General features: G+C 60.5%; 18 protein-coding genes, 1 tRNA gene and 3 pseudogenes. 8 read left to right on the forward strand and 14 right to left on the reverse strand.

All coding sequences use genetic code 11. The features are described 5' to 3' along the window. The first annotated feature begins 51 nt into the window (after positions 1-51). Positions 52-1,131 (forward strand): 2'-deoxycytidine 5'-triphosphate deaminase, encoded by a 1,080-nt coding sequence (locus PAF20_RS07760; RefSeq protein ID WP_271073131.1) that lies wholly within the window; start codon positions 52-54, stop codon positions 1,129-1,131. Here the strand turns inward: PAF20_RS07760 and PAF20_RS07765 are convergent. The 8 genes from PAF20_RS07765 to PAF20_RS07800 form a co-directional block, all read right to left on the reverse strand. Beyond that, a complete protein-coding gene (locus PAF20_RS07765) occupies positions 1,112-1,345 on the reverse strand; it encodes a hypothetical protein (protein ID WP_271073132.1) in 234 nt (77 codons plus the stop codon). The two genes, PAF20_RS07760 and PAF20_RS07765, sit on opposite strands and share 20 nt — an antisense overlap. Continuing rightward, the gene (gene scpB / locus PAF20_RS07770; protein WP_271073133.1) at positions 1,342-1,998 is read right to left on the reverse strand and encodes an SMC-Scp complex subunit ScpB; all 657 of its coding nucleotides are present in this window, start codon (positions 1,996-1,998) and stop codon (positions 1,342-1,344) included. Before scpB ends, PAF20_RS07765 begins: the two co-directional genes overlap by 4 nt. Next, positions 1,995-2,810: a segregation and condensation protein A gene (locus PAF20_RS07775; RefSeq protein WP_271073277.1), complete on the reverse strand. Its 816-nt coding sequence runs from the start codon at positions 2,808-2,810 to the stop codon at positions 1,995-1,997. The genes scpB and PAF20_RS07775 overlap by 4 nt, the downstream gene beginning before the upstream one ends. Before the next feature lie 71 nt (positions 2,811-2,881). Next, positions 2,882-3,877, reverse strand: coding sequence for a glycoside hydrolase family 3 N-terminal domain-containing protein (locus tag PAF20_RS07780; RefSeq protein ID WP_271073134.1), 996 nt, complete (start codon positions 3,875-3,877; stop codon positions 2,882-2,884). Continuing rightward, on the reverse strand, positions 3,874-4,944 hold the full coding sequence (locus PAF20_RS07785) for an SPOR domain-containing protein (protein ID WP_271073135.1): 1,071 nt from the start codon (positions 4,942-4,944) through the stop codon (positions 3,874-3,876). The genes PAF20_RS07780 and PAF20_RS07785 overlap by 4 nt, the downstream gene beginning before the upstream one ends. A 65-nt stretch (positions 4,945-5,009) precedes the next feature. Further along, positions 5,010-6,755 carry an arginine--tRNA ligase gene (argS, locus tag PAF20_RS07790; protein ID WP_271073136.1) on the reverse strand — a complete coding sequence of 582 codons (1,746 nt, stop codon included), beginning with the start codon at positions 6,753-6,755 and terminating at the stop codon, positions 5,010-5,012. A gap of 51 nt (positions 6,756-6,806) precedes the next feature. After that, on the reverse strand, positions 6,807-7,463 hold the full coding sequence (locus PAF20_RS07795) for a GntR family transcriptional regulator (RefSeq protein WP_271073137.1): 657 nt from the start codon (positions 7,461-7,463) through the stop codon (positions 6,807-6,809). A 31-nt stretch (positions 7,464-7,494) separates the two neighbouring features. After that, complete coding sequence (locus PAF20_RS07800; RefSeq protein ID WP_271073138.1) at positions 7,495-8,178, reverse strand: M48 family metallopeptidase; 684 nt, start codon at positions 8,176-8,178, stop codon at positions 7,495-7,497. Positions 8,179-8,261: 83 nt separating this feature from the next. On the opposite strand from PAF20_RS07800, the gene PAF20_RS07805 reads away from it, so the two are divergent. The 4 genes from PAF20_RS07805 to PAF20_RS07820 all read left to right on the forward strand — a co-directional run bounded on the left by PAF20_RS07805 (position 8,262) and on the right by PAF20_RS07820 (position 9,759). Beyond that, the gene (locus PAF20_RS07805; protein ID WP_271073139.1) at positions 8,262-8,591 is read left to right on the forward strand and encodes an FYDLN acid domain-containing protein; all 330 of its coding nucleotides are present in this window, start codon (positions 8,262-8,264) and stop codon (positions 8,589-8,591) included. A gap of 104 nt (positions 8,592-8,695) precedes the next feature. Next, a complete protein-coding gene (locus PAF20_RS07810; RefSeq protein ID WP_271073140.1) occupies positions 8,696-9,094 on the forward strand; it encodes a DoxX family protein in 399 nt (132 codons plus the stop codon). A 150-nt stretch (positions 9,095-9,244) separates the two neighbouring features. Beyond that, positions 9,245-9,320 (forward strand) — tRNA-Ala (locus tag PAF20_RS07815). A 160-nt stretch (positions 9,321-9,480) separates the two neighbouring features. Continuing rightward, the gene (locus tag PAF20_RS07820; protein WP_271073141.1) at positions 9,481-9,759 is read left to right on the forward strand and encodes a hypothetical protein; all 279 of its coding nucleotides are present in this window, start codon (positions 9,481-9,483) and stop codon (positions 9,757-9,759) included. Positions 9,760-9,968: 209 nt separating this feature from the next. Here the strand turns inward: PAF20_RS07820 and PAF20_RS07825 are convergent, their stop codons facing one another. After that, positions 9,969-10,550 (reverse strand): hypothetical protein, encoded by a 582-nt coding sequence (locus PAF20_RS07825; protein ID WP_271073360.1) that lies wholly within the window; start codon positions 10,548-10,550, stop codon positions 9,969-9,971. A 32-nt stretch (positions 10,551-10,582) separates the two neighbouring features. Here PAF20_RS07825 and PAF20_RS07830 point away from each other — a divergent pair. The 3 pseudogenes from PAF20_RS07830 to PAF20_RS07840 form a co-directional block, all read left to right on the forward strand. Beyond that, positions 10,583-10,744 (forward strand): annotated as a pseudogene (locus PAF20_RS07830) (IS3 family transposase); the annotation flags it as partial. A 36-nt stretch (positions 10,745-10,780) separates the two neighbouring features. Then, positions 10,781-11,411: pseudogene (gene istB / locus PAF20_RS07835) on the forward strand (IS21-like element helper ATPase IstB); the annotation flags it as partial. A gap of 115 nt (positions 11,412-11,526) precedes the next feature. Beyond that, positions 11,527-12,049: pseudogene (locus tag PAF20_RS07840) on the forward strand (integrase core domain-containing protein); the annotation flags it as partial. Between the two features lie 59 nt (positions 12,050-12,108). On the opposite strand, the gene lpdA reads toward PAF20_RS07840, so the two are convergent. The 5 genes from lpdA to map form a co-directional block, all read right to left on the reverse strand. Further along, entirely contained in the window at positions 12,109-13,500 is a 1,392-nt protein-coding gene (gene lpdA / locus PAF20_RS07845) for a dihydrolipoyl dehydrogenase (RefSeq protein WP_271073142.1), read from the reverse strand. A gap of 40 nt (positions 13,501-13,540) precedes the next feature. Then, entirely contained in the window at positions 13,541-14,113 is a 573-nt protein-coding gene (locus tag PAF20_RS07850) for a DUF924 family protein (RefSeq protein ID WP_271073143.1), read from the reverse strand. A gap of 67 nt (positions 14,114-14,180) precedes the next feature. After that, complete coding sequence (locus tag PAF20_RS07855; RefSeq protein ID WP_271073144.1) at positions 14,181-15,581, reverse strand: MFS transporter; 1,401 nt, start codon at positions 15,579-15,581, stop codon at positions 14,181-14,183. Continuing rightward, positions 15,578-16,636, reverse strand: a complete 1,059-nt coding sequence (gene queA, locus PAF20_RS07860) for a tRNA preQ1(34) S-adenosylmethionine ribosyltransferase-isomerase QueA (protein ID WP_271073145.1) — start codon at positions 16,634-16,636, stop codon at positions 15,578-15,580. Before queA ends, PAF20_RS07855 begins: the two co-directional genes overlap by 4 nt. A gap of 511 nt (positions 16,637-17,147) precedes the next feature. After that, the gene (map, locus tag PAF20_RS07865; RefSeq protein ID WP_271073146.1) at positions 17,148-17,951 is read right to left on the reverse strand and encodes a type I methionyl aminopeptidase; all 804 of its coding nucleotides are present in this window, start codon (positions 17,949-17,951) and stop codon (positions 17,148-17,150) included. Between the last annotated feature and the right edge of the window lie 49 nt (positions 17,952-18,000).

Consider the following 18,000-nt stretch of genomic DNA (forward strand, 5'->3'; position numbering starts at 1 on the left):
CCGAAACGCCCACTCCTTCCGGGGTGGGCGTTCGTATATCCGGGGCACGGCATGAGCGGCGTATTTCCTGACAGCAAATTGCGCGAGTTGATCGGCAGCGGTGCGATTGTGGGCAGCCAGCCCATCACCGACGCGCAGGTCCAGCCCGCCAGCCTTGATCTGCGGCTGGGAAAGCGGGCTTGGCGGTTGCGCGCATCCTTCCTTCCGGGCAAGGGCGCGCGCATCGATGAGCGGCTGGCCGATTTCGAGATGCACAGCATGGATCTGTCCAATGGCGCGGTTCTGGAAAAGGGCTGCGTCTATCTGGTGCCACTGATGGAAAGCCTGCGTCTGCCCGAGGGCATAACGGCGGTCGCCAATGCAAAAAGCTCGACCGGGCGGCTGGACCTGCTGACGCGCCTGATCACCGATGAGGGCACCGAGTTCGACCGCCTGCCAGACGGTTACGACGGCCCGCTTTATGCCGAGATATGCCCGCGCAGCTTTTCCGTGCTGGTCCGGCCCGGCATGCGGCTGAACCAGTTGCGGCTGCGGTCCGGTCAGGCGGTGCTGGACGACGCAGGGTTGCGGGCACTTCACGCCGAAACTCCGCTTGTCGGGGGCACGGCACTGATCGACCAAGGGCTGGGCTTTTCCGTCGACCTGCGGCCCGAAAGCAGCGATCTGGTCGGCTATCGGGCCAAGCCGCATAGCGGGGTCATCGACCTGGACCGGATCGGTGCCTATGACCCGCGAGAATTCTGGGACCCGCTTCATTCCAGAGACGGGCGGCTGATCCTTGATCCCGGTGCATTCTATATCCTCGTCAGCCGGGAATCTGTCGCCATTCCAGCCGATTACGCGGCAGAGATGGCACCTTATCTGGCGATGGTGGGCGAGTTCCGCGTCCACTATGCCGGGTTCTTCGATCCGGGTTTCGGTATTGGCCCGTCCGGCAACGGCGCGCGCGGCGTGTTGGAGGTACGCTGCCACGAGGCACCCTTTGCGCTTGAGCACGGTCAAGTCGTGGGGCGGCTGGTCTATGAGAAGATGCAGGCGCGACCCGACCGGCTTTACGGTCAGGACATCGCATCAAACTATCAGGGTCAGGGGCTGAAGCTGGCCAAGCAGTTCAGCGCATACGCCGGGTGATCCTTGCTGCCTGACGCGCACGTTTGACCGCGTTGCGCGAGGTTTTTGACATCTTCTGGGCCTGTTTGCGTTCAGCCTCGGTCATGTTTTCGGGTTTCTTACCGCGACGGGCAGCATAGTCGATGCCCTTGGTAATGCCGATCGCCATCGCAGCGCGCGTCGCCGCGCGAATCAGGTGACGCCCGAATACGCCGCCGAATTGATTGATATTCATGTCTCTTCCTCCTCGCCGAACAGATCACCGGGACGGCCTTCGTCAGCAATATCGTCATCCTCCTCGTCCCTTACAAGCGGGACAGAGAGAGAGGATGGCGGGCGGTTGTCCAGAAGGCCAGCGGCGCGAAGTTCGGAAAGTCCCGGCAGGTCACGCGCGGTTTCCAACCCGAAATGGTCCAGAAAGCCGTCCGTCACGACGAAGGTGACCGGTCGGCCGGGTGTCATGCGCCGCCGGCCGATCTTGACCCATTCAAGTTCGATCAACTGGTCCAGCGTCCCGCGAGAGGTTGCGACGCCGCGAATTTCCTCGATCTCTGCACGGGTGACAGGCTGGTGATAGGCAATGATGGCCAGCGTCTCGGTCGCGGCGCGGGACAGGCGGCGGGTTTCAACCGTTTCGGTCTGCATCAGGAAGGACAGGTCGGGCGCGGTGCGAAAGGCAAATGTCTCTCCCACCCGCGCAAGCTCTATGCCCCTGCCCTCATAGCGCCTGCGCAAACGCGCCACAGCCTCGGCAGCATCTGCCCCATGCGGAAGCCGGTCGGAAAGATCACGCAGGCTGACGGGCTGGGCAGAGGCGAACAGCATCGCCTCTACCATACGCTCCTGCTCTTCAAGGGGCGGCGGCGGAAAATCGGGTTCGTCGCTCATTTTACCTTGCGTCCATCCTTCGCTGACCTGCGCCGGATCGCGATGGGGGCAAAATTCTCTGCCTGACGGATCTCCAGCTTGCCTTCTCGCGCCAGTTCAAGCGTGGCTGCAAAGGTCGCCGCCGTGGCAGAGCGGCCCCGTTCGCCATCGCCCCAGCCATCGGGCAGAAAATCTGCCAAAGATGTCCATTCGCCTGCAAAGCCGATCAGGTGGCGGACACGTTCAAGCGCCTGTTCCATCGTGAACACATCCTTGCGCTCGAACGCATAGGGACGAAATTCATCTTTGGTCTTCAGCCGCGCATAGGCCCGCATCAGGTCGATCAGCCCGACCTCATATGTGACACTGCGCTTGCGGGCGATCTGTTCGGGCATTCCGCGGACAAAGCGGCTTTGCCCCAGACGGTCGCGCCCCATCAGACGCGTGGACGCCTTGCGCATGGCGTCCAGCCGCTCCAGCTGGAAGGCCAGATGCGCGGCGAGTTCTTCTGCTGAAGGACCTTCATCTTCAGGGTCCGGAGGCAGCAGAAGGCGCGACTTCAGGAAGGCCAGCCAAGCAGCCATGACCAGATAATCGGCGGCCAGTTCGATCCGCAGCTGCCGCGCCTGTTCGACAAAGGCCAGATATTGCTCGGCCAGTTGCAGGATAGAGACCTGCATCAGATCCACCTTCTGCACCCGCGCCATGGTCAGAAGCAGATCAAGCGGCCCCTCATAGCCGTCAATATCTACGATCAGCGCCTCTTCCGCGCGCCGTTCCTCAACCGCGCGGGAGACCTCCAGAGGAGGCTGTTCAGCGCGCCTTGGGCGCAGGGGGGTGACGTTATCGCTCAACCATGCCTCGCAGGATCAGTGCCGCAGGTTCGGCCCTGACCGCCCCGCTGTCAAGCCGCTGGCCACTCGACCTGACCGCCAAGCGCGCGATATTCGGCCAGCAGATCGGCAGTCTGCGCCGCATCAGGTTCGCGCCGATTGCTCAAGGCATGATCGGCACGGCGCTTTGCATCGGGGGTCATCTCGCCCGCATTGGCAACGACCTCTTCCATCTCGTTCATATGACCGTGGCAATGCAGGATCAGATCTATCCCGGCTGCGACAGAGGCCGCGCTTCGTTCCCCAATCGTGCCGGATAGGCCATTCATCGAGATATCGTCGGTCATCAGCAAACCATGAAAGCCGATCTCGTCCCGGATGATGCCAATCATCCTTTCTGACGACGTTGCGGGGGTACCATCAAGCGCGTCAAAGCGGATATGCGCGCTCATCCCCATCGGCAGATCGTTCAGCGCCTTGAAAGCGGCAAAGTCGGTTTGCGACAGTTCTTCATGCGAGGTCGTGACAACCGGGGTTTCGTGATGGCTGTCGGCGACGGCGCGGCCATGACCGGGCATATGCTTCATGATCGGCACCACCCCGGCGGCCAGCAGCCCATCTGCCACGGCGCGGCCACGCGTGGCGACATCTTCGACTGTCCGGCCGAGGCAGCGGTTCTGCAGGAAAGGGTGCGTTTCGTCCGAGGCAATATCCAGCGTCGGTGCGCAATCGCTGTCGATCCCGACGCCCCGCAATTCCTGCCCGATCAGGCGATAGCGCAAGCGCATCGCATCCGGTCCCCGCACGGCATCATCCAGAGGCGGCAGCCATTCCGCCCAATGCGGCGCGCGCATCCGCTGCACCCGCCCGCCTTCCTGATCTATCGTGACAATAGCATCGCGCCCGACGGATTCGCGCAGATCCTGCGTCAGGCGTTGCAACTGCGCCGGGCTTTCAACGTTTCGGGCAAACAGGATGAAACCCCAAGGATCGGCAGAGCGGAAGAAATCCCGCTCTGCCGGTGTCAGTTCGGTCCCCAACAGGCCGAAAATTGCTGCTGTCGTCATTGCGCGGTGGCGGGGTAACAGTCGGTGCCTTCGGCGATCAGCGCCGCGCAGAAGCGACGGGCGTCATCGCGCGATTCAAAACCCGCGACACGCAGACGATAGAAGGTGCGTCCATTTCGATCCGTGGTTTGCACAACCGGCGACTTGCCCGCAAAAAGCGAGGAGAAGCGGCCAGAGATACGACCCCATTCGCCATTGGCGATGTCGTTCGAGTCGAACGCGCCGATCTGAACCAAAGGCGCACCAGAGGACACGCTGGCCTGCTGGACCGGCGGTTCTTCGGCTTCGGTTTCGGCAACGGCTTCGGCCACAGCCTCTTCGACGGCAGGACGCTCTGCCGATGTGGCAGGGGCGGCTGCCGCACGCTGTGCGACAGAAGCCGGACGCGGCGCGGGACGGGCGGCCTGAACGGTGGGGATCGGCGTGATATCTTCAACAGCCATCATATTGGCGGCGGAAGGGTTATCAGCTGACACAATATCGAGCGCGGCCAGATCTGTTGTAAGCCCCGCCGCTGCGTCGGCGTCCGAAATCGCAACCACCGGGTCTTCGGGCGAAACCGGCAGAGTTTCATCCGCTATAGCATCCATTGCGCTTATGTCGGCCAGTTCGCCCATCGCAATGTCATCGGCTTCCAGACCCGTCGATGCCGGGGCGATGGCGATCTCTGCGCTTGGCGGAACCTCGACCCCTGCCGCGACCTCGTTGACCGAAAGACCGCCATTGCGGACCAGTTCCCCGCCGGGTTCATCCGGTGCGGTCCGGGCCTCTCCCTGAACGGCGCGGATCACCGGCACGCCGGATACATCTCGCGCCACCAGTTTGTAGCCCCAGACCACCAGCCCGACGAGGAGGATGACCGAGACCACAGCACCAAGGTAATGCGTCAACCGGCCAAGCCGGACGCCCAGACCATCTGGATACTCCTCGGCATAGTGCTGGTCTTCATCATACCAGCCATATTCCTCGTCGTAATCGTCCTGCGCCTGATGTTGATACTGGTATTGCCGCGCCTGACGAGGCGCGGAATCCGCGAATCGGCGCGAGCCGAAATCGGTAACTGCCATACGATGCCTGCCTGCCGGATTCCCGGCTGTTGATAACTGCCCGAAACCAGCCAGGGCACCTTATGTCAGCGCATTTCCTTGGCTGGAGTCACCCCAAGAATAGCAAGACCTGAAGAAATAACAACGCCAACTGCACGCACCAACGCGATTTTTGCCGCAGTTGCCTTCAGATCGTCTTCTTGCACAAAGCGCAGGCTGGTGTCGTCATTGCCGCGATTCCACAGCGAATGCAGCGTTCCGGCCAGGTCATAAAGGTAGAAAGCGACCCGATGCGGCTCATGCGCGGATGCGGCAGCATCAATAAGACGCGGATATTCCGCCAGCTTGCGGACCAGTTCCAGCTCTGCTGGATGCGACAGTCCCGACAGATCGGACTGCGCCAGAGCGGCGTCAGAGGTATCGACACCCAGCTCCGCTGCCTTGGCCATGACCGAATGCACACGGGCACTGGCATATTGCACATACCAGACGGGGTTATCCTTTGACTGCTCCAGCACTTTGGCGAAGTCGAAGTCCAGCGGCGCGTCATTCTTGCGGGTCAGCATGTGGAAGCGAGTGACGTCGCGGCCCGCCTGTTCGACCACGTCGCGAAGCGTGATAAAGGTCCCCGCCCGCTTGGACATCTTGAACGGCTCGCCATTCTTGAACAGCTTCACCAGCTGGATCAGCTTCACATCCAGCGGCACACGCCCGTTCGACAGCGCCTTGACCGCCGCATTCATCCGTTTGACATAGCCGCCGTGATCGGCGCCGAACACGTCGATCAGCTGGTCGAAACCGCGGTCGATCTTGTCCCAGTGATAGGCGATATCAGGCGCGAAGTAGGTCCAGCTTCCGTCCGATTTCATGACCGCCCGGTCCTGATCGTCGCCATGATCGGTGGACCGGAACAGCGTCTGTTCCCGCGCCTCCCAGTCATCGGGCAGCTTGCCCTTCGGCGGCTCCAGCACACCCTCATAGATCAGCCCGGCCGCGCGCAGCCGCTCAATCGCGGCCTCGATCCGCCCCGACCCATACAGCGCCTTTTCCGAGGAATAGACATCCATCTTCACGTTCAGCAGCGCCAGATCCTGCCGGATCATCTCCAGCATGGCTTCCGTCGCAAATTCGCGGATATCTTCCAGCCAATCCTCTTCGGGCTTGTCCAGCAGGCTGTCGCCATATTTTGCCTTCAGCGCCTCACCCACCGGGATCAGGTAGTCGCCGGGATACAACCCTTCGCGGATTTCGGGTTCCAGCCCGTTGGCCTCGCGATAGCGTTCGAACGCGGACCGTGCCAGCACATCGACCTGCGCCCCGCCATCATTGATGTAATATTCCCGCGTGACCTCATAGCCTGCGAAGGCTAGCAGGCTGGCAAGCGCATCGCCAAACACGGCGCCGCGCGTATGGCCGACATGCATAGGTCCCGTAGGGTTGGCCGAAACGAATTCGACGTTAACCTTGGTCCCCTGCCCCAATTCCGAGCGGCCATAGCCATCGGGCGCCGTCAGCGCCCCACGGATCACCGCGTGCCAGCTTGCCGGATCAAGCCGAAGGTTGATAAAGCCCGGCCCGGCAACATCAGCCGCGCTGATGCGGTCGTCGCCCGTCAGCTGCTGCGCCAGCTTTTCCGCAATATCGCGCGGCTTCATTCCTGCGGGTTTGGCCAGCACCATGGCGGCATTTGTGGCCATATCGCCATGCGCCGCATCGCGCGGCGGCTCTACAGTCACGTTTTTCAGGTCCAGCCCGGCAGGCAGATCGCCCGCTTCCATCATCTGTTCAATCGCGCCAGTCACAACCGCACGAATATCGGCAAAGAGGTTCATGATCTTCTTCCGCTTGTTCCCGCCTGCGATAGCCCCGCCCGGCCCCAAAGGTCAACGGGGTGGCGCATCTGCGGCAAGATGGCGAAGCCCGTGGGTGACATCGGCGCGGATCGCCAGACGCAGCGCGGGCTCGTCCCCCGCCTTCAGCGCCGCAATAATCATGCGGTGATGACGCGGCGGTTCATTTCGTTGCACCCGACCGTAAAGCGCCCGCATCGTCGGCCCAAGCTGCAGCCATACTGTTTCGACGATTGCCAGCATCGCCGGGGCCTGCGCGCGCAGATAAAGCATCCGGTGAAACTCAAGATTGCTGCGGATATAGGACACCGCATCGTGGCGCATCACCGCATCGGCAATGGCACCATTCGCAGCACTTATCCTGTCGATCAACGCGAAATGCGCACGCGGCAAGGCGCGAGATGCCAGTTCAGGCTCTATCAACGCGCGAAGGGCTGCCAGCTCCTCGATCCGTTCAACCGAAAGCTCCGGTGTGGTGACGCGCCCCGAGGCCGACAGAGTCAGCGCCCCTTCCGCCGCCAGCCTGCGCACCGCTTCACGCGCGGGCGTCATGGACACACCGTATTCCGCCGCAATACCGCGCAATGTCAGCGGCTGGCCGGGCGGCAACTCCCCCACCAATATCCGCCCGCGAAGCGTCCGGTAAAGCCGTTCATGCGCGGCGGGGTCTGCGGTCTTGGCTGCTGTCATGACCGTTTTGTGATCACAAAACCGGGCAAGGTCAATCCTTGAAGCGCCATGCCTGCAGCTCTGCCCCATTTGCCCTCAACCACGCCCTATATTGCGCGTGACCCGGCATCAGCGCCTCGACCTGCGCCCAGAAGCGCGGCGAGTGATCCATATGTGCCAGATGCGCGACTTCATGGGCCGCGACATAATCCAGCACCCCGTAAGGAGCCATCGCCAGCCGCCATGAAAACATCAGCCGCCCGTCGGAGGTACAGCTTCCCCAACGAGAGCGCGTGTCGCGCAATGTCAGCGCACGCGCCTTGCGACCCAGATTGGCCGTATGGCGATCAACGGATTCGCGCAGGGCCGCATGGGCCCGATGCTTCAGCCATGCCTGCACAGTCGGACCGATCGCCTTGCCTTGCGGCACAGCCAGCACGCCGTCGGCCAGCGTCACCATCCGCACGGGCAGCGCGCGCAGCACAACCTGCTGCCCCGCGACCGGTATCGTCACGCCGTCCCCCACCAACTGCGGCCCCGGCATCGCCGCTACCGTCCGGCGCAGCCAGTCGGATTTCGACACCGCGAAGTCCCGTCCCGACGCCAGGCTGGCCCGCGGCGGCAATGTCAGGACGACCTCTCCACCCGCGCGAGGCACACGCAGTGTCATCCGTCTTGCGCGCGCATTGCGCCGGACAGCCACGGAAATACCGTCAATTTCGATCCGCTCGGACATTGCCTGATGATAGGCCTTTACAGCATGATATGCTTGTGGCAGGGGAACGCCGATTTACCTAACCGCGGCGTAAGGAGATTACCATGCCCAAAGAGGAATGGGGCACGAAACGCCTCTGCCCGCATTGCGGAGCCCGTTTCTATGACCTGCAAAACGATCCGATGACCTGCCCCGCCTGCGGGACGGAATTCACCGTCGAAAGCCTGACCCAGGGACGCGGCCGTTCGCTCGTGTCGGAAAAGACTGCGTCGAAAAACGACAATCAGGACGATGATGACGATCTGATCGAAGACGATCTGGATGATGATGACAGCGGCGATATAGACGACGATCTGCTGGAAGATGACGACGACAATGACGACGTCTCGCTGGACGACATCGCCGATGTCTCGAACGACGACGACGACAACTGATCGTTACGTCAAAGCACCCGTTGCAAGCGCAGATATGGTTGCGCTTGCAACAAGTTCATGGCTATCCTGATCGCAATATCTACGCAGAACAGGATGATAGCTTGATGAACTACCAAAGCCTTAACCGCTTTGCTCCGACGATGCTCAGTGTATTGCGGATCGCATCCGCGCTGATCTTCATGGCTCATGGCACACAGAAGATCCTTGGCTTCCCAGCCAGCGAGCGCGGCATGCCCGAAATCATGTCCCGCTTCTGGGTCGCCGGCATTCTGGAGCTTGTCGGCGGCGCGCTGCTTGTGATCGGTCTGTTTTCGCGACCCGTCGCGTTCATCCTTTCCGGGCTGATGGCGGTCGCCTACTGGACCGCTCATGCACCATCGCATTGGATTCCGGCGATGAATGGAGGGGACGCAGCGATCCTTTACTGCTTCGTCTTCCTGTACATCTTTTTCGCCGGGCCCGGCCCGCTTTGCCTTGACGCAAGCCTCAATCGCGACCGCTGATCTCAATCGGTCATATCACTGCGAAAGCGGGACCCCAGCGGCCCCGCTTTTCTTTTTGCGAAGCAGCCAAATTTCCCCTTGCGCCGCGCTACCCGAGCCCATATAGACCCCCCACGCAACAGCGCAACGCGCTGACGCGAGACCTCCGGTGGGGCCATAGCTCAGTTGGTAGAGCGCTTGAATGGCATTCAAGAGGTCAGGGGTTCGACTCCCCTTGGCTCCACCATTAAAATCAAACACTTAGATATAATAATCTCTTCAAACTCGTTTATATATTCGGGCATGGGGAACACTGGGGGAACAAGCTCTTTCCAACTTTTCCGCTTGCCCAATACCATTGCTACAACCAAGATTTCATCTTGCATGCCCAATGGAGCCGCCTCGCGATGATGATTATCAACGACCCGACTAAGCGCCCTATGGAAGGCCTTTACCTCAGGGACTGTCTCAAGCGACTTGCTGAAATTTCTGTCCGTGCAGACAGCCTGAGACATGATCTTGAACCGTTGGGTGAAGATGATATTGCCGCCGGGGCCGAGCCGCTTACCGTAGAACAAATCTCCGAAGAGCTTCAAGGCATTGCGACCTTGGCGACGAAAATAGCTCTTGACGACCTGCATGCCACTAATGAAGAATGGTATGCTGCCAACGACAAGATTGAATAGGCTGGAATAAAAACCGGGGGCAGCGCCGCCACCCCCGGTCATGACTGCCCCCGGTGTGAGAGCCGTAACAGTCTGCGCCGCGCCAGAAAAGGAGACACCAGCCGCGCCTTGACGGGGTTTTCGGTCATGGCGACCGGGCACTCACCGTCTGATCCCAGATGCTTCGCTGCCGACATGCAATCAGCTGGGCGCATCCTTGCCCGATCTCGTTAATCCGCCCAGTCGATAAAGCTTTCGGCGTCCTTGAGCGTTGCGGCGTCCAGTCCTGCCTCTTTCGCCCGCGCCATCGCCTCCACCATCGTCGCCAATGCCCGCGCCTTGCCGCCCGCATCGAACGCCTGTGCCGGTCGCACGATGTCGATTTTTACGGCTGGCCCGATTTTCTGCGAAGCTTCCTCAGCCGGCATCATGGCAATGGGTTGCAGCACGATCTGTGCCAAATGGCGTTGTGCTTCCCTGACGAGCGGACCCTGAGCATTCTCAGCGAACAAGGCAGGCAGAACCCCATAACTTGCCATGACCGCGCCACGGGCCGCTGTGAGCGTCTCACGGGGCATGACGCCCTGAATATCCGGGGTAACGCCAGATGCCCGCCAGTCCTGTACGGGGGCGGGACCGCCAGCGGCTGCGACATTCACTGATTCGCGCATCATGACCCGGCCCCGGCGTCCACGAAATCCCCGCACCAGTGTCGTCAGATCGTCTTCTTGGCTTTCGGGATACGGCACGATCTGCGACCCGATAGGCGAGTCCCGGTATACATCGCGCAAGGCAGTTTCGACTTCCTGCAACAGTTCCGCCGTCAGGCTGTCGGGACCTTCTTCAAACCCTCAAGACAGAACTGATATGGCGCCGCAACTGACACACGCCGCGCGAGGTCGAGATCGCCCTCTTCGAATACGTCAATGATTTCTACAACCCACGAAGAAAACACCTAACCCTCGGCTGGAAATCACCCGTAGCCTTCGAACAGAGGGCCGCTTAGCATGAGTAACTGACCGGAACAAAACCGGGTCAGTTCCATGAACCTCAGCAGATTATCGGGGATTTGCTGACCGCCGAGATCAGGTAGAAGCAGGCGCGGTCGGTCAAATACCAGATAACCATTGCCAGGTTGCCCTTGGCAATGGAGCTGAAAGAGTTCAACTTCGAAGCAGCCGAAGCTAACGAAACGCTGATCCGCGACCTGACGACAGGCGACGTCCTCGACAATCAGCGCAACCTCGTGCTGATCGGCGGCACCGGCAAGGGCAAAACCCATCTTGCTGTCAGCATCGCGCGGGCCTGCATCTGGGCTGGAGGACGGGGTAGGTTCTTCAACGTCGTCGACTTGGTGAACAAGCTCGATGCCGAAGCCAGAGCCGAGCGGCAAGGACGCACCGCAGACCTTATCTTCCGGCTCGACTTCATGATCCTTTGACGAACTGGGCGACCTGCCCTTTGCCCAAACCGGTGGTCAGCTTCTGTTCCATCTGATCAGCAAGCTTTACGAGCGCACCTCGATCATCGTCATCACAAACCTAGCCTTCGAGGCATGGCCCAGCGTCTTCGGCGATGCCAAGATGACCACCGCACGGCTCGACAGGCTCACGCTCCATTGCGAAATCGTCGAAACCGGAAACGAAAGCTGGCGTTTCAAGAACCGCGCATAGCACCAACCCAAAACCCCGCAGGCCCGCCGCCCTGCGCTACGTGAGAGCTACGCAGCGCCAACAACGGCGTCAATATTGGAGACCGATAGGGGGTCAAGATTCAACGTCGATTGACATCCTGAACATCGTCGATGATGTCACCCGTGAATGCCTGGGCGCGATTCCGGACACGTCGACTTCCGGCCGCCGCGTTGCGCGGGAACTCACCGCGCTGATCGAACGTCACGGCAGACCCGGCACGATTGTCAGTGATAATGGACAGCACTGACCTCGAACGCGATCCTGAAATGCTGCGCCGAACACAAGATCGAGCGGCATTACATCGCGCCGGGAAAGCCGATGCCAGACACGGCTTCGTGGAGAGTTTCAACGGCCGCATGCGGGACGAGTTTTTCGATGAAACCTTGTTCCACAACCTCGCGCATGCCCGAGACCGAATCGACGCCTGGGTGAGTGATTACAACACCGCGCGGCCACATTCGTCGCTCGGATATCAGACGCCTACAGGCTCCGCCCTGAGCCTGACCACCGCAATCGCCCGCCCCGCCACGCGGGATGAAAGCTCCGCGCGCCGGGCGATTGCTCAACCCGCGCCGATCGGCATAAATGACCTCTGCGCTCCAAGGGCAGTTGGATGAAAGGTCAGGGGCAGGTCACTCTGGTTTGAGTGGGGTGCTTTGGATAATTGCCGCAGCGATCAGAAGTGGATGGCGCGGCCATAGGCTGAAAGGACTGATTCGTGCATCATTTCCGACAGCGTCGGATGCGCGAAGACGGTTTCCATCAGTTCTGCCTCGGTCGTTTCAAGGGTCTTGCCGACAACATAGCCCTGGATCAGTTCTGTCACTTCGGCACCAACCATATGAGCGCCCAGAAGCTCGCCGGTTTTGGCGTCGAAGACCGTCTTGATGAGGCCCTCGGGTTCGCCTAGCGCGATGGCCTTGCCATTGCCGATGAAGGGGAAGCGGCCGACCTTCACATCGTGGCCTGCGGCCTTGGCTTTTTCTTCGGTCAGGCCGACCGAGGCGACCTGCGGGTTGCAATAGGTGCAGCCGGGGATCGAGTTTGGCTTGATCGGATGCGGCTTTTTACCGGCGATCAGTTCCGCCACCATCGTGCCTTCATGGCTGGCCTTATGAGCAAGCCAAGGCGCGCCTGCCACGTCACCGATCGCGAACAGCCCATCGACGCCGGTGCGGCAATATTCGTCGGTGACGACATGTGTGCGGTCGACCTTCACGCCCAGCTTTTCGAGGCCTAGATTTTCGACATTACCGACGATGCCGACGGCCGAAATCACCGTGTCGAATTCCTGCTTTTCGGTCTTGCCGCCGGTTTCGATAGTGGCGACGACCTTATCGGCCTGACGATCCAGCGACTTGACCGTCGCCTTTTCCATGATTTTCATGCCCTGTTTGACGAATTGCTTCTTCGCCAGACCGCTGATTTCGGCATCTTCTACCGGAAGGACGCGGTCCATCACCTCTACCACCGTCGTTTCGGCACCCAGCGTATTGAAGAAGCTTGCAAATTCGATGCCGATCGCGCCGGAGCCGATGACCAGCAGCTTCTTCGGCATATGCGGCGGTTTGAGCGCGTGCTTATAGCTCCACACCCGTTTGCCATCGGCTTCCAGTCCGGGCAATTCGCGGGCGCGTGCGCCGGTCGCGAGGATGATGTTCTTGGCCGTCAGTTCCTCACTGCCCTTGTCGGTCTTGACCGTGACTTTTCCCGGGGCGGGGATATTCGCCTCACCCATAATCACTGTGACCTTGTTCTTCTTCAGCAAGTGGCCGACGCCGCCTGACAGTTGTTTGGCCACCCCGCGTGAGCGTTCGATGACCTTATCGATGTCGTAATCCGCCTTTTCGACGGAAAGGCCGAAATCCTTGGCGCGATGCATAAGATGAAAAACCTCTGCCGAGCGCAGAAGAGCCTTGGTCGGGATGCAGCCCCAGTTGAGGCAAATGCCGCCCAGATGTTCGCGTTCAACGCAGGCGACCTTCAGTCCAAGCTGCGCCGCACGGATTGCGGCGACATAACCGCCGGGGCCTGCACCAATTACGATTACATCGAAATTCTGCGCCATGAAAACCTCCTTCGGCCAAGATAGTTCAGCGTTAAATCAATTACCCTGCGTCAGCAAGCGACACAGTGCCCTTGACAAGCGCGCCGTATCCGCCAGCGTCCAGCAAAGCACGCTCTTGCGGCGTGGTTTCGCGCCCCAGGGGTTCGTTTCGCCAGGGGAAGCGCCCAAAATGGCGGATCACATCGCGATGCAGGTGAGCATGACGAAGGTTTTCGCCCGGCATACGTTCCTCGAACAGGGCGACTGCGCGATTCTGGTCGCCCATTTCTTCGGAATGTTCGAACGGCAGGTAGAAAAACTGCCGTTCGGGTTCGTCGGTGGCAAGATCGTGGCCCTCGGCAATGGCATCGTCAGCCAACCGTCTGGCAAGCTTGTCGGTCGCGAAGCTGCGGGCATCGCCGCGGAACATATTGCGCGGGAACTGGTCGGCCAGGATGATCAGCGCGAGCGAAGATTCGCGACCCTTTGGCCATTCGGCGGCCAGATCGTCGATTTTTTCCCACGCCGCACCAAACCTGTCGCAGATCGTCTGATCAAGTTCCGGGCTAGAGTCGTACCAGCCCTTTTGCCCGACCTCATCCAGCCAGAACGAGATTATGTCATTTGGCTTCATCGTTGCCCCCAACCGCTTTCACCGCTCATGGTTGCAGCAGTGGGCGACACACGCAAGCAGGTATCGCTCAGGAACGGGAGACGTCCTGATCTGACGGCGGATCTTCGGTTTCGGTTGTGCCATAATCCTCTGGCGCGACGAGGTCCTGTGCCGCGTCTGTGGCGACCGGGACGTCAAAATCCGGGACGGGTTCGCCCGATGCCGCCGCGGCATCGGCCGCGTCAGCGTGAATACCTTCATCGTCCTGCGGCGCATCAAAGGAATACTCGACGGCCACCGGGCTGATCGTCGGTGTGACGACCGCGTAACCGCCGGTTTCCGTTGTCGGCAAAGCCTCGCGCTTTTTCATACGCCAAGCCGTGTAGACAGCAAGGGCAGACAGCAGAACGCCGATATAAATCCAGTAACCGTCGGGTCCCACCAGGCCCATCAGCCGGCCGACGATCAGTGGTCCGCCAACCGCACCGAGCCCGTTGAGAAACATCAGCCCGGCAGAAGCAGAGGCCATATCGTCAGCTTCCATGATGTCGTTGGTATGGGCCAGAAGCAGTGCATAGACCGGATTGGCAATACCGCCGATCATCGCCGCGACAAGCAGCGTACCCCAGATGCCGGGATCGAACAGCAGCACCAGTGTGACGGCAAATATTCCGACCAGCAGCAATTGCAACACAAGCTGGCGGCGGTCCGTGCGGTCAGAAAGCCAGCCGATGGGAAACTGCGCGGCAAGCCCCCCCAGATAGATCGCCGCGACGATGGCAGATATATCGCGGACATTCAGGCCTTCGATCGTGCCCCAGACAGAAGTCATGCCGAGCAGGGCAGAAAAGACGCTGCCCATGATGAAGATACCGATGCAGCCAAGCGGCGAGATCTGGTAGAGTTTCCGAAAGCTCATCCGCTTGAGCGTGCCGAATGCGGGCGCCGGCTGGACTGAGAGCAGAATCGGCGTGAAGGCCAGCGAGACCAGCACCGATGGCAGGATGAACAGCATGTAGCCGCTGGGATCGCCGAAGTTGATGAGGAACTGCGCCGAGACAAGACCGATCATCTGGACGATCATGTAAAGCGACATGGCCTGACCGCGTTTGTCATTGCTGGTCGAGGCGTTAAGCCAGCTTTCAGCGGTGATATAGACACCCGAAAACGAGAACCCGATCATGAAACGCAGCAGCGACCAGGCGAGCCAGTTTGGAATCGCCGCATACATGATCAGTACCGCCGAGATAAGTGAACCAAGCGCCGCAAAGACCCGCACATGGCCGACCCGCTGGATCAGACCCGGCGCGATCAGACTGCCCGCCAGAAAGCCACCGAAATAGGCGGACATGACGACGGCAAGGCGATCGGTCGACATTTCCTCGATTCCGCCGCGAATCCCCAGCAGGGTGCCCTGCATGCCGTTGCCGACCAGCAGCAGCATGATGCCAAGCAAAAGCGGCCATGTTGAGCGCAGAACGGAAATCATTCGGACCTCTCGGGGATCAGCAGCGAGGCATCGCCGTATGAGAAGAAGCGGTAGCCGGATTCCACCGCGTGACGATAGATATCGAAGATGCGAGCCTGCCCCATCAGCGCCGAGACGAGCATCAGCAGGGTTGATTTTGGCAGGTGGAAATTGGTCATCAGTGCATCGGTCACCCGGAAGCGATACCCGGGATATATGAAGATTTCGGTACTTTCAGCGAAGGGCCGGACCTGACCATCGTCAGAAGCCGCAGATTCGATAAGGCGCAATGCTGTGGTGCCAACTGGGATGACGCGCCCGCCTTCTGCCTTCGTACGATTGATGAGCGAAGCCGCCTCTTCCGTGACCTCCCCCCATTCCGCATGCATCTTGTGGGTGGTCACATCCTCGACCTTCACGGGCAGGAAGGTGCCGGCCCCGACATGCAGGGTGACATGCGCGAAACGAACGTTACGGGCGCTAAGCTTGTTCAGCAGGTCTTCATCGAAGTGCAGGCTTGCTGTCGGTGCCGCGACCGCGCCAGAATTGCGCGCCCAGACGGTCTGATAGTCGGTCCGGTCGGCCGCATCGGGTGCCCTTTGCGCCGCGATATAAGGCGGCAACGGCATCGCACCCACGCGATCAAGCGCGGCATCAAGCGCGTCGCCTGCCGCGTCGAATTCAAGGACAAGATCCGTCTCACCCATGTCCACCACGCGGGCCGACAGGGCATCGCCGAATCTGATCGTCTCACCCGGCCTCAGCTTCCGCAGCGGCTTTGCCAGGGCCCGCCAGCCCTTTGCGTTAGGTTCCAGCAAGGTGATTTCTACTTTGGCCGTGGCAAGCCCCTGCGGCGTTTCTCGTTCTCGCAGCCCGGTCAGGCGCGCGGGAATGACCTTCGTATCATTGAGAACCAGCAGGTCGCCGGGCTGCAGAATAGACGGCAAATCAAAGACATGGCGGTCGAATATGCCGTTGCGCTCGGCCAACAGCAGGCGCGCGGCACTGCGCGGCCGCGCAGGTCGCGTCGCGATCAGCCCTTCGGGCAGGTGGAAATCAAAGTCTGACAGCTTCATCCGCTGGCTTCTGTGCCCGTGAAACGCGCAGGTCAAGCCCGGTGAAAAGCTTCCGCCGTCAAAATTATCGTGACAGCGGCGAAGCGCATACATAGCGACGCTTAAACAGGGGTTCCGGCCCCCATCACCCGGAACCCCTGCCCCGCACGCATGGACACCCACCACGCAGATTGGAATAGTTCCGGCCTTCTGGCCATGGGAGGTTACTAACCCGATCCGACGATTCGTTGCAAAGCGGAAACGTTTTGCAATTTAATCAGACTGTATCGGGATGCCCTTGAGCGCCAACGAGCGCGGCCAGCCTGGTCGCATGACCGCCAAATCCCGAACACCCTTGACTGCTGATGCAAGATCGTCTCTGCAGCACATTCATTCAACGCTGCAACAGTGCCTCTTCCGGCGGACATGATATTAGACTTTCCACCCTGCCCCGGCCCAGCACTTCACCCGATTGATCGGCAAGGACGGCCCGGCAGCCAGAGCCCCCGCCGTCCAGGCCCACGGAACAGAGTCAATCAATATCCGGAAAGAACTTGCCGCCCGGCGACAGGGTAAAGATATCCGCGCCGCTCGCCGTTACCCCGATCGAATGTTCGAACTGGGCCGACAGGGATTTGTCACGCGTCACAGCTGTCCAGTCATCCGCCAGCACCTTGGTTTCAGGCCGGCCGAGATTGATCATCGGTTCAATGGTAAAGAACATTCCTTCCTCGATCATCGGACCCTTACCGGGGCGACCAAAATGAAGGACGTTCGGCGGGGCATGAAACACACGGCCAAGACCGTGACCGCAGAAGTCGCGCACGACCGACATGCGCTGCGTTTCGGCATATTCCTGTATCGCCCAGCCGATATCGCCAAATGTGGCGCCCGGACGAACAGCCTCGATTCCCTTCATCAGCGCGTCATGGGTGACCTGAATCAGACGCCTCGCTTTTACAGAAGGCTTACCCGCGACATACATGCGCGAGCTGTCACCGTACCAGCCATCGACAATCACCGTCACGTCGACATTCAGGATGTCACCATCTTTCAACAGCTTATCGCCGGGAATACCGTGGCAGACGACGTGATTCACGCTGATACAGCTCGCGTGCTGATAGCCGCGATAGCCGATGGTGGCAGAGGTGGCACCGGCGGCTTCGACGCTTTGCCGGATGAAATCGTCGACCTCACCCGTCGTCGTACCCGGTTGGACAAGGGCCCCGACATCATCAAGTATCCGGGCAGCAAGCTTGCCAGCCTTGTGCATTCCGGCGAAATCTGCCGGTTGGTGAATGCGGATGCCTTCGCGGGTTGTCGTGCCGTCGTTCATGGGTAAACCTTTCGTTGACGGTGACATAACCATAGTGCGCCGCTTGTTC

The sequence above is a fragment of the Paracoccus albus genome (assembly GCF_027913035.1).
Classification (GTDB): Bacteria; Pseudomonadota; Alphaproteobacteria; order Rhodobacterales; family Rhodobacteraceae; genus Paracoccus; species Paracoccus albus.

What these genes read in the sequence shown, in the direction of transcription:
- PAF20_RS07855 (WP_271073144.1), bottom strand. Translation starts at nt 15,581, where the DNA reads ATGATTTCCGTTCTGCGCTCAACATGGCCGCTTTTGCTTGGCATCATG.
- scpB (WP_271073133.1), bottom strand. Translation starts at nt 1,998, where the DNA reads ATGAGCGACGAACCCGATTTTCCGCCGCCGCCCCTTGAAGAGCAGGAG.
- PAF20_RS07805 (WP_271073139.1), top strand. Translation starts at nt 8,262, where the DNA reads ATGCCCAAAGAGGAATGGGGCACGAAACGCCTCTGCCCGCATTGCGGA.
- lpdA (WP_271073142.1), bottom strand. Translation starts at nt 13,500, where the DNA reads ATGGCGCAGAATTTCGATGTAATCGTAATTGGTGCAGGCCCCGGCGGT.
- map (WP_271073146.1), bottom strand. Translation starts at nt 17,951, where the DNA reads ATGAACGACGGCACGACAACCCGCGAAGGCATCCGCATTCACCAACCG.
- PAF20_RS07765 (WP_271073132.1), bottom strand. Translation starts at nt 1,345, where the DNA reads ATGAATATCAATCAATTCGGCGGCGTATTCGGGCGTCACCTGATTCGC.
- PAF20_RS07795 (WP_271073137.1), bottom strand. Translation starts at nt 7,463, where the DNA reads ATGACAGCAGCCAAGACCGCAGACCCCGCCGCGCATGAACGGCTTTAC.
- PAF20_RS07785 (WP_271073135.1), bottom strand. Translation starts at nt 4,944, where the DNA reads ATGGCAGTTACCGATTTCGGCTCGCGCCGATTCGCGGATTCCGCGCCT.
- PAF20_RS07820 (WP_271073141.1), top strand. Translation starts at nt 9,481, where the DNA reads ATGATGATTATCAACGACCCGACTAAGCGCCCTATGGAAGGCCTTTAC.
- PAF20_RS07760 (WP_271073131.1), top strand. Translation starts at nt 52, where the DNA reads ATGAGCGGCGTATTTCCTGACAGCAAATTGCGCGAGTTGATCGGCAGC.
- PAF20_RS07850 (WP_271073143.1), bottom strand. Translation starts at nt 14,113, where the DNA reads ATGAAGCCAAATGACATAATCTCGTTCTGGCTGGATGAGGTCGGGCAA.
- PAF20_RS07780 (WP_271073134.1), bottom strand. Translation starts at nt 3,877, where the DNA reads ATGACGACAGCAGCAATTTTCGGCCTGTTGGGGACCGAACTGACACCG.
- queA (WP_271073145.1), bottom strand. Translation starts at nt 16,636, where the DNA reads ATGAAGCTGTCAGACTTTGATTTCCACCTGCCCGAAGGGCTGATCGCG.
- PAF20_RS07810 (WP_271073140.1), top strand. Translation starts at nt 8,696, where the DNA reads ATGAACTACCAAAGCCTTAACCGCTTTGCTCCGACGATGCTCAGTGTA.
- PAF20_RS07800 (WP_271073138.1), bottom strand. Translation starts at nt 8,178, where the DNA reads ATGTCCGAGCGGATCGAAATTGACGGTATTTCCGTGGCTGTCCGGCGC.
- argS (WP_271073136.1), bottom strand. Translation starts at nt 6,755, where the DNA reads ATGAACCTCTTTGCCGATATTCGTGCGGTTGTGACTGGCGCGATTGAA.